This window comes from Bradyrhizobium sp. TM239 (assembly GCF_036247985.1).
In the GTDB taxonomy this organism is placed as follows: Bacteria; Pseudomonadota; Alphaproteobacteria; order Rhizobiales; family Xanthobacteraceae; genus Bradyrhizobium; species Bradyrhizobium ottawaense.
The window spans coordinates 46,254-59,279 of record NZ_BTIR01000017.1 but is presented as its reverse complement, the minus strand read 5'-3'; the positions used below and the strand labels follow the sequence as shown (position 1 = coordinate 59,279).

The window sequence follows — 13,026 nt, the reverse complement described above, 5'->3', positions numbered from 1 at the left end:
CGCATGAACCTGTCTCCCCGCGAAAAGGACAAGCTTCTGATCTCGATGGCGGCCATCGTGGCCCGCCGCAGGCTGGACCGCGGCGTCAAGCTCAATCATCCCGAGGCGATCGCCATCATCTCCGATTTCATCCTCGAAGGTGCGCGCGACGGCCGCACCGTCGCCGAGCTGATGCAATCCGGCGCTCAGGTTTTGACCCGCGATCAGGTGATGCCGGGCATTCCCGAGATGATCCACGACATCCAGGTCGAGGCGACTTTTCCGGACGGCACCAAGCTCGTCACCGTGCACGAGCCGATCAGGTAGGAGCGAGAAGCATGATCCCCGGTGAACTCTTCATCCAGGACGGCGAGATCGAACTCAATGCCGGCCGCAAGACCGTGACGCTGACGGTGGCCAATACCGGCGACCGCCCGATCCAGGTCGGCTCGCACTACCATTTCTTCGAGACCAACCCGGCGCTGAAATTCGACCGCAAGAAGTCCCGCGGCATGCGCCTCGACATCGCCGCCGGCACCGCGGTCCGCTTCGAGCCCGGCCAGACCCGTGATGTCCAGCTCGTCGCGGTGGCAGGGAAGAAGACCATTTATGGTTTTCGTGGCGAGGTACAGGGCAAGCTGTGATTGTAAGCTGAGGCGCGCGGCGTGATCCACAGTGAGGTGAGCACAATGGTCGGGCTCCCTCCCCCCTTGCGGGGGAGGGCAGGGGAGAGGGGTATGCCGCACGACGAGGTCTCTCCGTTACAAAGAACCCGCGCCAAACGATTGAGGCGCGAGATGACCCGTGCCGAGACGTTGTTGTGGCGTTACCTCAAAGCTCATCGTCTTGCTCGCCTGAGTTTCCGCCGACAAGCTCCCATGGGCAACTACATTGCGGATTTCGTCGCGCATTCCTGCAAGCTTGTTGTTGAGGTCGATGGCGAAAGCCACGATTTCGAGGAGCGTCTTCGTAAGGACGCACAACGCGACGAGTGGTTCGCGTCTCGCGGCTATCGCGTGCTGCGCTTCACCAATGACGATGTGATGAAGAATCTGGAGGGTGTGGCTCTCGCGATCCTTCAGGCAGCGGAGCCCGGAGCACTCCCCTCCCTGACCCTCCCCCGCAAGGGGGGAGGGAACGGTGAGAGCGGTGGGTTCGATGGCGCCGAGGAGGCATAGGCATGCTCTCCGCTCTCCGCCTCATCTCCGAAGCTGCTGAGCTGGCCGCGCGCCGGCACAACGGCATGGCGCGCAAGGGGCGGGGAAATGAGCCTTACATCAATCATCTTGCGGAGGTCGCCAACCTGCTTGCGATCGCGACCGATGGAGCCGATGCTGAATTGGTTGCGGCGGGCTGGCTGCACGATGCGATCGAGGACACCGACACCACGCGCGAGGAGCTTGCGCAGAAATTCTCCGAGCGCATTGCCTCTCTCGTGGTGGAGTGCACCGACGATATGAGCCTGCCGAAAGCTGAGCGGCGGCGCCGGCAGGTGATCGACGCGCCGAGGAAATCGGCCGGCGCCAAGCTGATCAAGATCGCCGACAAGGTCAGCAACATCGGGGCGCGCATTCATTCCGATCCGACCGCGGAAGAACGCCACGACCTCGCCGACTACACAGGCTGGGCCGAGCAGGTGGTTGCGGGCTGCCGCGGCGGTAACGCCTGGCTCGACACGACATTCGACGACATGGTGCGAACGGCGAGAGCTTCGCTGTGAGCGCCGGTCAAACATTCAAACGCAAACGGGGCTTGTGATGTCCGTCAAGATCAAACGTTCCGTCTATGCCGACATGTTCGGCCCGACCACCGGCGACAGGGTGCGGCTCGCCGACACCGATCTCATCATCGAGGTCGAGAAGGATTTCACCACTTACGGCGAGGAGGTGAAGTTCGGCGGCGGCAAGGTGATCCGCGACGGCATGGGACAGTCGCAGGTCACCAACAAGCAGGGCGCGGCCGACACCGTCATCACCAATGCGCTGATCGTGGATCACTGGGGCATCGTGAAGGCCGACGTCGCGATCAAGGACGGCATGATCGCCGGCATCGGCAAGGCCGGCAATCCCGACATCCAGCCTGGCGTCACCATCATCATCGGTCCCGGCACCGACGTGATCGCGGGCGAAGGAAAAATCCTCACCGCAGGCGGCTTCGACAGTCACATCCATTTCATCTGCCCGCAGCAGATCGAGCACGCGCTGATGAGCGGCGTTACTTCGATGCTGGGCGGTGGCACCGGCCCATCGCACGGCACCTTCGCGACCACCTGCACGCCGGGCCCGTGGCACATGGGGCGGATGATTCAGTCGTTCGACGCCTTCCCGGTCAATCTCGGCATCTCCGGCAAGGGCAACGCCTCACGGCCCGCCGCGCTGGTCGAGATGATCAAGGGCGGCGCTTGCGCGCTGAAGCTGCACGAGGATTGGGGCACCACGCCGGCCGCGATCGACAACTGCCTGTCGGTGGCCGATGCTCATGACATCCAGGTGATGATCCATACCGATACGCTGAACGAATCCGGCTTCGTCGAGGACACGATCAAGGCGTTCAAGGGCCGCACCATCCATGCCTTCCACACCGAGGGCGCCGGCGGTGGTCACGCCCCAGATATCATCAAGGTCGCGGGGCTCAAGAACGTGCTGCCGTCCTCGACCAACCCGACGCGGCCCTTCACCCGCAACACCATCGACGAGCATCTGGACATGCTGATGGTGTGCCACCACCTCGATCCCTCGATCGCGGAAGATCTGGCGTTCGCGGAAAGCCGCATCCGGAAAGAGACCATCGCGGCCGAAGACATCCTGCACGATCTCGGCGCGCTCTCGATGATGTCGTCGGACTCGCAGGCGATGGGCCGGCTCGGCGAGGTCATCATCAGGACCTGGCAGACCGCCGACAAGATGAAGAAGCAGCGCGGCTCGCTGCCGCAGGACAAGGGCAAGGACAACGACAATTTCCGCGTCAAGCGCTACATCGCCAAATACACCATCAACCCCGCGATCGCGCACGGCGTATCGAAACTGATCGGCTCGGTCGAGAAGGGCAAGCTTGCCGATCTCGTGCTGTGGTCGCCGGCCTTCTTCGGCGTCAAGCCGGATTGCATCGTTAAGGGCGGCACCATCGTCGCAGCTCCGATGGGCGATCCCAACGCCTCGATCCCGACGCCGCAGCCGGTGCATTACCAGCCGATGTTCGGCGCCTTCGGCAAGGCGCGCACGGCATCGTCCGTGGTTTTCACCTCGAAGGCCGCGATCACCGGCGGTCTCGCGCGAAAACTCGGCATCGAGAAGAAGCTCTATGCCGTGCAGAACACCCGCGGCAAGATCTCGAAAAAGAGCATGATCCACAACGACGCCACGCCCAATATCGAGGTCGATCCGGAGACCTATGAGGTCCGCGCCGACGGCGAATTGCTCACCTGCGCCCCGGCGGAGGTGCTGCCCATGGCGCAGCGATATTTCATGTACTGAAATAGCGCCTCAACGCATGTCCCGGGATTATGTCCAGGGGGGCATGTCCGGGGACGGCTTTTACGGTTTTGCGTTCGATCCCGCCTGGTCTAATGTCCCGCCCGGTATTGAACCTCAGAAGAAAAGCCGGGAGGATTTCTCGTGATCTACGTCGTTGCCACCTTGACCATCAAGCCCGAGACGCGCGCCGAATTCATTGCAGCCGCCACCGCCTGCATCAAGGAGACGCGGAAAGAGCCCGGGAATATCGCCTATGATCTGCACGAGAGCGTCACCGACCCTGCCAAGATGGTGTTCGTCGAGCAGTGGGAGAACGCCGAGGCGCTGGTGCCGCATCGTGGCATGGAGCACATGAAGACGTTCGGCCGCGTGGCGGTCAAGTGCTTCACGGCACCGCCGAAGATCGAAGTGATCACGCCCGAGAAGGTCGAGACACGGTAAGAGGGAAGACGGATGATCAGGGCGACGCAGGTCAGGGGACAGCACCGCTTCACCGAAGCGCCGGCGGATACGGTGGTGCTCGATTTCGACGATCGGCACCGCCGCCGGATGGCGATGACGGGAACGCGGGGTCTCGAATTCCTGCTCGACCTGGAGCAGGCCGTCGCGCTGCGCGGCGGCGATGCGCTGGTGCTGGAGGACGGCCGGCTGGTCGAAGTGGTCGCGGCGCCCGAGCCGCTGCTGGAAATCCGCGGCCGCGATCCGCACCACCTCATCCGCGTCGGCTGGCATCTCGGCAACCGCCATTTGCCGACCCAGATCATGGCGAAAGCCTTGCGCATTCGCCGCGATCACGTCATCGAAGCCATGGTGAAGGGCCTCGGCGCGCGCGTGATCGAGATCGAGGCGCCGTTCGATCCCGAAGGCGGCGCCTATGCCGATGCCGGCCACGCGCATGGGCATGACGATCATGCGCATCATGATCACGGCCACGATCATGCTCACGACCACCACCACGATCATGCCGCGCATGATCACGGCCACGATCACCACCATCAACACGACGAGCATTGCGACCATCCCGACCATCACCACGGCCACAAGCATGCTCATGACCACAAGTGAGCCGGTCCGCGCCGGTGACCTCGCCGAGGGCGAGGCGGCGGCGCTGTACCGGCTGATGACCTGGCTGTCGCCGGCATTCCCGGTCGGCGGTTTCTCCTATTCCAGCGGCATCGAATGGGCGGTCGAGGCGGGCGACATCGTCGATACGGCCACGCTGGCCGACTGGCTCGACGCCATGCTCGGCGACGGCTCCGGCTTTTGCGACGCGGCGTTTCTGGTCCATGCCTATCGTGCTGCCGAGATGGGCGAAGCTGCGACCTTGAGCGATATTGCCGAGCTCGCCGCGGCCATGGTGCCGTCGCGCGAGCGGCAGCTGGAGACGACCTCGCAGGGCCGCGCCTTCATCGACATCTCCCGGACAGCGTGGGATGCGGACGGCCTGGATGCCATGGTCGCGGCATGCCGCACGCCACTGGTCTACCCCGTCGCGGTCGGCGTGGTTGCAGCTAAGCACGGTGTGGCGCTGGCGCCGACGCTGCATGCGTTCCTGCATGCGCTGGTGTCCAACTGGATTTCGGCCGCCAGCCGGCTCATTCCGCTCGGCCAGACCGACTGCCAGCGCGTGCTGGTGAGGCTGGAGGCTGCCGTCGCCGCCACCGCCAATCGTGCGCTGAGCGCAGCATTGGATGATCTCGGCAGCGCGACCTTCCGAGCCGATCTCGCCAGCCTGCGGCACGAGACGCAATATACGCGGCTGTTCCGGTCGTGACAGCGACGCGGCCTTTGACCCATCGAGAAAGAGCGAATGACATGTCGAAATCTCACGGTCCCTTGCGTGTCGGCGTCGGCGGTCCGGTCGGATCCGGCAAGACCGCGCTGATGGACCTGCTCTGCAAGACCATGCGCGAACGCTATGACATCGCCGCGATCACCAACGACATCTACACCAAATGGGATGCCGAGTTCCTGGTGCGTTCGGGCTCGCTGACGCCGGACCGCATTGCCGGCGTCGAGACCGGCGGCTGCCCGCACACCGCGATCCGCGAGGATGCCTCGATGAACCTCGCCGCGGTGGCGGACATGCGGGCGAAATTTCCCGGGCTCGACCTCGTCTTGATCGAATCCGGTGGCGACAATCTGGCTGCCACTTTTTCCCCGGAGCTGGCCGACCTGACCATCTACGTCATCGACGTGGCCGCCGGCGACAAGATCCCGTCCAAGGGCGGCCCCGGCATCACACGGTCCGACCTGCTGGTCATCAACAAGATCGACCTCGCCCCCCATGTCGGCGCCTCCCTGGAGAAGATGGACACGGACGCCAGGCGCATGCGCGGCGAGCGCCCCTTCGTCATGACCAATCTGAAGAAGAGCGAGGGCCTTGACCGCATTGTCGGCTTCATCGAGGCCAAAGGCGGCCTGAAACGGGCGGGCTGACAGCGCGCCGACTGACTGCGCGACGACTTGGCGCATGCCTTTTTCGCCGTTAACCTTGGGGACCGGGCCGCAACCACGGAACAAATTTCGGACACGGCGATTGACTACCTCCGGTGCCCGGGCAGTTCACCCCGGCCAGACCATCGGCCGGACGGATTAAGCTTTCCAGGCGACCCAAGTTGCGTACCGATGCCTCCTCCTTCATTATCTCTGCCACCGGGGTTCACCCTGTTTCGGCACATGGCCGTTCGAGCGGCGTACATATGCTCCTTGTTTATTGCCGACCTCCTGCTTTCGCCTGAGTAGTCGCGTGGTCCGGCTGGGTTTCATCATCGGTTTCATCGCTCTGCTCGGAGCCTTGCTCTCCGGGCTGGCGGCCTATCGCGTCCACGATCAGGAGCTCGCGCTGGACCGGATCGCGCTCGCGCGCGCGATCGACGTTCATGCCAGCTTGGTGCAGGACCGGCTCACCGAGCGCGAGCTGCTCGCACGCGTCGCCTCAGGTCTGTTCCGCACGCCATCCGTGATCAAGCCGAACATGCTGGAGCCGCTGCGCTCGGCCATCTACGCCTTCAAGACCGATTTCGTGGTGGCCGGCTGGATTGCCCGGCTGAAGCCGAATGAGCTTACGGCGGCGCAGGCTGCCATTGGGGGCGCCGGCTTCCCGAATCCGAAGATCCGCACCTTTGACGACAAGCCGATCAATCCGGCCGAGATCACCCAGCCGATCGACGTGCTGTTGGATCTCGAGCCGCGCAGCGACGAGACCAAGGCTCTGCCGGGTCGTAGTTACGACCAGGATCAGGTTCGCAGTGCCATGTTGACGCGTGCCCGGCTCGAGAAGCGATCGGTGGCGTCGGACCCAATTCCGCTGTTGCGCGGCAACGGGCCGGTCGGGATCATCGTGGCAGCTCCCGTCATTCCCGAGGGTGCGACCGAGCCAGCCGGCTTCGTCACGTTTTCCTACGAACTCGCCTCGCTGATGCTGACCAATGACGACATGTCGTTGTTCTCGGTCGCGCTCAGGGACCCGCGCAAGGAAGGTGGCGAGCTCGTCGCCAACGATCAGGGCATCGTCTCCACGCGCATGACGACGACGGACGGGCCGACGCCATCGGCGACGCGCACGGTGAGCTTCGGCGGCCGTGACTGGCAACTGGGTTATTACGCGAAGACCAACTCGGCGCGTCGCGCCGAGCAGACCGCGATCATCGTGGCTGCGATCGGCTTTGCGATCACTGCGATGGTGTGCGGCCTGTTTGGCTATGTCGCCTACAACAATCTGCGGCTCAGCCGGGAAATCCAGGTCAGAATCGGCTTCGAGCGCCGGCTGACCGCGGTGATCGACGAGCTAAACCACCGGGTCAAGAATATCCTCGCGGTGATCCAGTCGATCGTGACGCGCACCTTGCGTCACGGCTCGGACATCGACGTCGCCCGCGAGCTCCTGATCGGGCGCATCCACGCCATGTCCAACGTGGTCTCGCTGCTCAGCGAGAGCCAGTGGCAGGGCGTCAAGCTGAAGGGCCTGTTCGAGGCGCGCGCCATCCCGCATGCCGACCGCATCGCCGTCACCGGTCCTGATATCGCGGTCAGCGCACGTGCGGCGCAGAGCCTCTCGCTGCTGTTCTTCGAACTTGCCTCGCATTCCGACGAGGGCCTGTCGCTGGTTGGAAAGCATCCGCACATCACCGCCAGCTGGACGGTGACGGGCGAGGGGACGGACGAGGTCTTCCATTTCCGCTGGGAGGAGCTCAACACCAGCGAGGCGACGCGCCGCCCCGATTCCGATTTCGGCCTGATCCTGCTCGACCGCGTCGCCCCCGAGGCGCTTGGCGGCACCGCCAAGCGCTATTTCTCCGACGCTTCCTATGTCTACGAGCTGACCGCGCCGATGGAGACGGTGGTCGACATGACCGAGCGCGACCGCACGGACAAGATCTCGGCACCGGTGAGGCCTGCGCGATAGAAGCCGCCGGCTTTAGCGCTTTAGCCTTGGGCTGAGCCTTCCTAACCCTTGGGCCGCAACACCAGGTCGACCAGATTGCGGGCGTAGGCCGGCGTGATCGGCGCGATGCCGAAGACGTAGCGGTAGAACAGCCCGCCATAGATCGCGTCGTAGAGATCCTCAGCCGGCCCTTCGGCCAGGATGCTGCCGTCGTTCTGGCCCGCGGCAATCATCTCGACCAGCGCGTCGCGACGGAATTGCAGATAGCGGGCATAGAACAGCTCGGCGGAGCCGGTTTTGGAAATGCATTCGGAGATGACGGCGAGCTGGACCTTGCCGAACTCGCCCTGGAGCGCCTCGGCGTAGGCTGCGGCATGGCGGCGGGCGCGCGCTGCGGGGTTGCCGGAGCTCACCGGGGGCAGCGGCAGCATCTGCGCGGCATGTTGAAGAAAGGCGTCGATCAAGAGCGCCTCGCGGGACGGCCACCATTTGTAGATCGTCATCTTGGAGACGCTGGAGTGGCGGGCCACCGCGTCGATGGTGGTGGCGGCAAGGCCGGTGGAAGCCATCAGCGCATAGGCGCTTTCGAGAATGGCGTTGCTGGTCTCGATCGACCGAGGCCGGCCGCGCCGGGGCGTGCTCTCGGTCTCTTCCCCCCCGCTTTTCGCCATCGCCACGCCCCGTCTCCTCACGCAGAGCTTCTCCGCATAGCGCAGCCGCCGCTTTCGGCCTAGCAGAATCGCACGGTTCTCTGGCTAGGCCTGCTGTCGCAAGGCCTTCGGCAGATCCTGCCACTTCGACCAGGCGACGTAGTAGGCCACCGCGGTCATCGCGGCGAAGCCAGCGAGGCTCACCACGATCTGCATCACCACCAGATTGGCGCTGGTGATCAGGATGAGATGGCCCGCGAACGACAGGAACACCCCGACGCAGAACACGGCGAGCCATTCCTCGCCGCACCGGATGACCGCCTGCAGCGGCTTCAATTGCAGGCCGGGATGATCGGCCGGAATGAGATGGGTCGCCAGCAAGGCGAGCGCGAGGAAGTGAATCACGCGATAGGGCGCGAGGTTCTCCTTGTCGGTCGGCGCGATGCTGTCGAGAAGGAGGTCCGGCAGGTAAGCCGACATTGCCGGCGAATGGCGCAGCAAGGTGATGGCCATCGCGAATACGAGATAGGCGCCGGCGAGAATCCGCAGCCAGGGCATGTCGCGTAGCGCGCGCCCGGGCGCGCCTGTCACGGCGAACCAGCCGCCGAGCACCATCAGCATCTGCCAGCACAGCGGATTGAAGGTCCATTCCTGGTCCGGATAGACCCGAAAATTCCAGTCGAACCAGCGTGCGGCAAGATACAGCGCGACCGATGCCGCCAGGGTCAGGTTCGGCCGCCGCAACAGGCCCCACAGCGCGAACGGAAAGAAGGCCATCAGCGGGATCATCAATTGCAGGAGGTCGAGGTTCAGCGGCTCCTCCTGGAGCACGAGGCCGCGCACCAGGATCCGCAGCGGGTGCTCGAGAATGCCCGAGATATTGTATTCGTGGATGATCTCCGGCGCCATCGATTGCGAGGCGACGTAGGCGATGGTGTCGATGTAGATCACGAACAGCACGACATAGGCGGCGTAGAGCCGCCAGACGCGGCGGAAGATGCGCGTCGCCGCCACGAGGTAGCCCCGTTCAAGCGCCATCCGGCCGTGGATGATGGCGACACCATAGCCGACGACGAACACGAACAGGTCAGCCGCGCCGCTGAAGCCGAAATTGCGCAGCGTCAGCAGGTTGACGACGTTGTTCGGGATATGGTCGACGAACACCGACCAGTTGGCGATACCGAGCGTCAGATACAGCCTGGCGTCGTGATGGAATGCGGCGAGGTTCGCCTGAACGGACGGTTTCATTGATTAAAATAGCTTTGGGAATCAGGGTGATGCTTTTAGCGGCAACCGCCTGCTTGTCCGAGTAGCGTTTGCGTGATGGCTGAGGACGACCCCACCGCATCTGCAAGATTGTGCGGCCGCCTCGTGGGCCGAATTCCGATAGATGCGCTCGGAGGACTTACAACGAAATATTCTAACCCGTTCTTACCGCTATTCGGCCGGTTCAGCCGACGTCTCGTCGGGCACGCCCGCGCGGCTCGCCATGATGCCGAGGGCGACTCCGCCGATCGCCAGGATCGGCAACAGCCGCTTGACCCCGATCGCACGAACGATCTGCAGCCCGGTGGCGAGCAGCATGGGGTCCGCGAGCATGCTCGAGGCCGCCGACTTCGCGGCGCGCTCGGCCGCGATCTGGGCGCGCTTCTGCACCTCGCGCTTGTAGCCCCAATAAGAGCCTGCCGCAGCCAGCGTCAGCAGGAAGAAGATGCCGGCTCCGGCAAGACAGGCTTGCACCGGGCCGTATTTCTCCAGCACCGAGATGAAGGCGGCGGCGCAAAGAAAGCATGTCGTCACGAACAGCGCGAAGGCCGCGCCTGCGGCAAGCGAGGTCAGCCGCACCGTCGTGCCGGTGGATGCACTGATCCCGTCGATGATGCGTTGAAACATGGCCCTCGCTCCTCAATCCCCCACAAGCCAAACCGTCACGGGCCGACACCGGCAACGCGCCGGTGCCGACACCTCAAACACGCGTCCGCAAATCTTACCGGCGCCAGGCGGCGCCGATCAGGAAGCCGATGCCGAGCGCGAGTCCGACGGTCGCAAGCGGCCGCTGTGTGATCGCGTCTTCGAGCGTCTCCTCGATCGAGCCGTAGGCTTCCTGGGCCGCGCCCATCATTGCACTGCCGCGCTCCGACACGTCGTCGAGCGCGGTATCCATGTTCTCGCGCGCCTGGCGATAGCCGCGGCGAGCCTGCTTGCTGGTGGAATTGGCAAAGGTGTTGAGCGCGTCGGTGATCTGGTCGGTGAGGGCGGCGATATCGCTTTTCACGGCTGCTACATCCTTTTCGAGGCGTTCTCTGGTGGCTTTGTCGGTCCAGTCTTTCATCCCGGCTTCGGCATTGGTCGTGGACATCGGGAGCTCCAAACTGTTGACGGCTGAGATAGCCGGAAAACGTTTCGTCGTCGGGGAAGTTCCGTTCGTGGAAACCGGTCAGTCCTGCGGAAGCTGCGGCGCATCCGCCGGCAATAGATGCTCCTTCAGGATCAGCGCGACGATCAGGAGCGGCGACGACAGGAATGCGCCCATCGGGCCCCAGAGCCAGGTCCAGAACGCGAGCGCCAGCAGCACGGCGAGCGCATTCAGCGCCAGCCGCCGCCCGATGATCATGGGCGTGACGAAGTGCCCCTCCAGGAAGGTGAGGCCGCCGAAGGCGAGCGCCGCCATCAGGCCGCCGCTGATGGTCGGGAAGGCGACCAACCCGACCACGATCAGCACGGCGAACATGGCGACCGGCCCGATGATCGGGATGAAGTTGAGGGTCGCCGCGAGTGCGCCGAGGCCGGCGGGGTTTGGCATGCCGGTGATCGCGCAGATGAGGCCGGTGCCGACGCCGACGCCGACATTGATGAGGGTGACGGTCAGGAGGTAGTTGCCGAGATGGACCTCGATCTCGTTGAGGATGCGGAGCGTGCGCAGCCGCGCATCGCGATCGCTGAAGTTCATGATCAGCGCCCGGCGCAGGTCTCGCCAGCTCGCGATGAACAGGATCAGGGTGACGAAGAACAGCAGGAATTCGGTAAAGGTCGGTGACAGGAATTCCAGCGTCGGCTGGACCCACTCGAATTTCGGCAACTGGAAGCTCGGCAGCCCTTCCGGGCCGCCGACCATGACTTGCAGCTCCCGCCACAGCACCAGCGGCCGGTCGAACACGTGCAGCTTGTCCTTCAATTGCGCGCCGAGCTCCGGCAGGCGCGTGCTCCATTCCATCGCGGGGGAGGCGATCAGCGCCACCACGAAGGCCACCACCGTGGTCACCGCGACCACGATCAGGACGGCGCCGAGCCCGCGCGGGACCTTGCTCCGTTCGAGGAAGCTGGCGGCGGGCGACAGCATGGTGCCGGTGACGAAGGCCATCACGACCGGCAGGAAGAACGCCTTGCCGACATAGAGCACGGTGACGATGGCGATCAGCAAGAGGCCGGCAAGCGCGAAGGCGACGAACTCGGTGCGACGGATCACCGGCGGCAGCTCGGCACGGCTGTCGGGGAGCGGGGCGCCTTCGCCGTTGCCGGAAGTCAGCCGTTCACCGGGAAGGACGCGCACTATTTCTCTCCCGCACGGAAGCCTCGATCCGCGCGCCCATTGAGGATTGATAATGCAGAGGCGGCCACGGGGTTCCATCGCAGCTTCGTGAACACGCGCTCGCTTGACTGTGACAAGGACGCCGCGCGCAGGCCCGGAACCTGAATCGCACCTGCGGCGTTTGTTCGCAAGCGCATCACCCTGATGCAGACATCCCACGGGGCAGCACATGACAAAGTTCTCTGCAGTCCGTCGCAGCTTCTCGCCGCGCGCCGTCACCGCATTCGCCTTCGCAACCGCTCTGCTGACGGTGCCGTTCGCTGGCGCGAACGCGCAGACATTCGGCTATGCGCCGATGCAGCCGCAGACCTACCCGCAAGACCAGGGTTACGCCCAGGGCTACGTCAACGACGCGCCGCAGGCGGCCGACGAGGATTCCCAGCTGCCCGATCGCCTGCGCAAGCAGATCGTCGGCTTCGACCGCAGCGAGCCGGCCGGCACCATCGTCATCGATACCAACAACACCTATCTCTATTACGTGCTCGGCAATGGCCGCGCGATCCGTTACGGCGTCGGCGTCGGCCGCGAAGGCTTCACCTGGTCCGGCGTGCAGAGTGTGAGCCGCAAGGCGGAATGGCCGGACTGGCACCCGCCGGCCGAGATGATCGCGCGCCAGCCCTATCTGCCGCGCTTCGTCGCCGGCGGTCCCGGTAACCCGCTCGGGGCGCGTGCGATGTATCTCGGCTCCAGCGAATACCGCATCCACGGCACCAACGATCCCTCCACGATCGGCAAGTTCGTTTCCTCCGGTTGCATCCGCATGACCAACGAGGACGTCACCGACCTGTTCGGCCGCGTCAATGTCGGCGCCAAGGTCGTGGTGCTGCCGAAGAACGCGCCGCTGATGGCCAAAGGCGGCGACCCCGCGCGCAAGCGTCCAGCCGTGACGGCGATGCCCTCTGGCCGGCAGGCGCTGAACATCACGACGTCGGCCGTGAACTAAGAGTG

At 64.5% G+C, this 13,026-nt stretch carries 16 protein-coding genes; 11 read left to right on the top strand and 5 right to left on the bottom strand.

Annotated elements, in window-relative coordinates; genetic code table 11:
• Positions 1 to 3 precede the first annotated feature (3 nt).
• The 10 genes from AABA84_RS25825 (at position 4) to AABA84_RS25780 (ending at position 7,860) form a co-directional block, all read left to right on the top strand.
• Entirely contained in the window at positions 4 to 306 is a 303-nt protein-coding gene (locus AABA84_RS25825) for an urease subunit gamma (RefSeq protein ID WP_007605424.1), read from the top strand.
• Positions 307 to 317: 11 nt separating this feature from the next.
• Entirely contained in the window at positions 318 to 623 is a 306-nt protein-coding gene (locus AABA84_RS25820; protein ID WP_212245524.1) for an urease subunit beta, read from the top strand.
• A gap of 93 nt (positions 624 to 716) precedes the next feature.
• Positions 717 to 1,157, top strand: coding sequence for an endonuclease domain-containing protein (locus AABA84_RS25815; protein WP_212245522.1), 441 nt, complete (start codon positions 717 to 719; stop codon positions 1,155 to 1,157).
• Positions 1,158 to 1,159: 2 nt separating this feature from the next.
• Positions 1,160 to 1,699 (top strand): HD domain-containing protein, encoded by a 540-nt coding sequence (locus tag AABA84_RS25810; protein ID WP_212245519.1) that lies wholly within the window; start codon positions 1,160 to 1,162, stop codon positions 1,697 to 1,699.
• Between the two features lie 37 nt (positions 1,700 to 1,736).
• Positions 1,737 to 3,452 carry an urease subunit alpha gene (ureC, locus tag AABA84_RS25805; protein ID WP_212245517.1) on the top strand — a complete coding sequence of 572 codons (1,716 nt, stop codon included), beginning with the start codon at positions 1,737 to 1,739 and terminating at the stop codon, positions 3,450 to 3,452.
• A 141-nt stretch (positions 3,453 to 3,593) separates the two neighbouring features.
• On the top strand, positions 3,594 to 3,893 hold the full coding sequence (locus tag AABA84_RS25800; RefSeq protein ID WP_018318764.1) for a putative quinol monooxygenase: 300 nt from the start codon (positions 3,594 to 3,596) through the stop codon (positions 3,891 to 3,893).
• Positions 3,894 to 3,905: 12 nt separating this feature from the next.
• A complete protein-coding gene (locus tag AABA84_RS25795) occupies positions 3,906 to 4,517 on the top strand; it encodes an urease accessory protein UreE (protein WP_338313594.1) in 612 nt (203 codons plus the stop codon).
• Positions 4,498 to 5,226 carry an urease accessory protein UreF gene (locus AABA84_RS25790; RefSeq protein ID WP_338313666.1) on the top strand — a complete coding sequence of 243 codons (729 nt, stop codon included), beginning with the start codon at positions 4,498 to 4,500 and terminating at the stop codon, positions 5,224 to 5,226. The genes AABA84_RS25795 and AABA84_RS25790 overlap by 20 nt, the downstream gene beginning before the upstream one ends.
• Before the next feature lie 41 nt (positions 5,227 to 5,267).
• Positions 5,268 to 5,891: an urease accessory protein UreG gene (ureG, locus tag AABA84_RS25785; RefSeq protein ID WP_008131868.1), complete on the top strand. Its 624-nt coding sequence runs from the start codon at positions 5,268 to 5,270 to the stop codon at positions 5,889 to 5,891.
• Positions 5,892 to 6,201: 310 nt separating this feature from the next.
• A complete protein-coding gene (locus AABA84_RS25780; RefSeq protein ID WP_338313593.1) occupies positions 6,202 to 7,860 on the top strand; it encodes a CHASE domain-containing protein in 1,659 nt (552 codons plus the stop codon).
• Positions 7,861 to 7,901: 41 nt separating this feature from the next.
• Here the strand turns inward: AABA84_RS25780 and AABA84_RS25775 are convergent, their stop codons facing one another.
• The 5 genes from AABA84_RS25775 to AABA84_RS25755 all read right to left on the bottom strand — a co-directional run bounded on the left by AABA84_RS25775 (position 7,902) and on the right by AABA84_RS25755 (position 12,039).
• The gene (locus AABA84_RS25775) at positions 7,902 to 8,510 is read right to left on the bottom strand and encodes a TetR/AcrR family transcriptional regulator (RefSeq protein ID WP_338306138.1); all 609 of its coding nucleotides are present in this window, start codon (positions 8,508 to 8,510) and stop codon (positions 7,902 to 7,904) included.
• Positions 8,511 to 8,594: 84 nt separating this feature from the next.
• Entirely contained in the window at positions 8,595 to 9,737 is a 1,143-nt protein-coding gene (locus AABA84_RS25770; protein WP_338313592.1) for an OpgC domain-containing protein, read from the bottom strand.
• Between the two features lie 189 nt (positions 9,738 to 9,926).
• Positions 9,927 to 10,382, bottom strand: coding sequence for a hypothetical protein (locus tag AABA84_RS25765; protein ID WP_338313591.1), 456 nt, complete (start codon positions 10,380 to 10,382; stop codon positions 9,927 to 9,929).
• Between the two features lie 94 nt (positions 10,383 to 10,476).
• Positions 10,477 to 10,848 carry a DUF883 family protein gene (locus AABA84_RS25760; RefSeq protein ID WP_028142077.1) on the bottom strand — a complete coding sequence of 124 codons (372 nt, stop codon included), beginning with the start codon at positions 10,846 to 10,848 and terminating at the stop codon, positions 10,477 to 10,479.
• A 78-nt stretch (positions 10,849 to 10,926) separates the two neighbouring features.
• Positions 10,927 to 12,039, bottom strand: a complete 1,113-nt coding sequence (locus AABA84_RS25755; RefSeq protein WP_212245508.1) for an AI-2E family transporter — start codon at positions 12,037 to 12,039, stop codon at positions 10,927 to 10,929.
• Positions 12,040 to 12,247: 208 nt separating this feature from the next.
• On the opposite strand from AABA84_RS25755, the gene AABA84_RS25750 reads away from it, so the two are divergent.
• On the top strand, positions 12,248 to 13,021 hold the full coding sequence (locus tag AABA84_RS25750) for a L,D-transpeptidase (RefSeq protein ID WP_338313590.1): 774 nt from the start codon (positions 12,248 to 12,250) through the stop codon (positions 13,019 to 13,021).
• The last annotated feature ends 5 nt before the right edge of the window (positions 13,022 to 13,026 follow it).

Bases quoted from the DNA above. Each gene is read 5' to 3' on its own strand.
- AABA84_RS25825 (WP_007605424.1), top strand. From the start codon at position 4: ATGAACCTGTCTCCCCGCGAAAAGGACAAGCTTCTGATCTCGATGGCG.
- AABA84_RS25820 (WP_212245524.1), top strand. From the start codon at position 318: ATGATCCCCGGTGAACTCTTCATCCAGGACGGCGAGATCGAACTCAAT.
- AABA84_RS25815 (WP_212245522.1), top strand. From the start codon at position 717: ATGCCGCACGACGAGGTCTCTCCGTTACAAAGAACCCGCGCCAAACGA.
- AABA84_RS25810 (WP_212245519.1), top strand. From the start codon at position 1,160: ATGCTCTCCGCTCTCCGCCTCATCTCCGAAGCTGCTGAGCTGGCCGCG.
- ureC (WP_212245517.1), top strand. From the start codon at position 1,737: ATGTCCGTCAAGATCAAACGTTCCGTCTATGCCGACATGTTCGGCCCG.
- AABA84_RS25795 (WP_338313594.1), top strand. From the start codon at position 3,906: ATGATCAGGGCGACGCAGGTCAGGGGACAGCACCGCTTCACCGAAGCG.
- AABA84_RS25790 (WP_338313666.1), top strand. From the start codon at position 4,498: ATGCTCATGACCACAAGTGAGCCGGTCCGCGCCGGTGACCTCGCCGAG.
- ureG (WP_008131868.1), top strand. From the start codon at position 5,268: ATGTCGAAATCTCACGGTCCCTTGCGTGTCGGCGTCGGCGGTCCGGTC.
- AABA84_RS25775 (WP_338306138.1), bottom strand. From the start codon at position 8,510: ATGGCGAAAAGCGGGGGGGAAGAGACCGAGAGCACGCCCCGGCGCGGC.
- AABA84_RS25770 (WP_338313592.1), bottom strand. From the start codon at position 9,737: ATGAAACCGTCCGTTCAGGCGAACCTCGCCGCATTCCATCACGACGCC.
- AABA84_RS25765 (WP_338313591.1), bottom strand. From the start codon at position 10,382: ATGTTTCAACGCATCATCGACGGGATCAGTGCATCCACCGGCACGACG.
- AABA84_RS25760 (WP_028142077.1), bottom strand. From the start codon at position 10,848: ATGTCCACGACCAATGCCGAAGCCGGGATGAAAGACTGGACCGACAAA.
- AABA84_RS25750 (WP_338313590.1), top strand. From the start codon at position 12,248: ATGACAAAGTTCTCTGCAGTCCGTCGCAGCTTCTCGCCGCGCGCCGTC.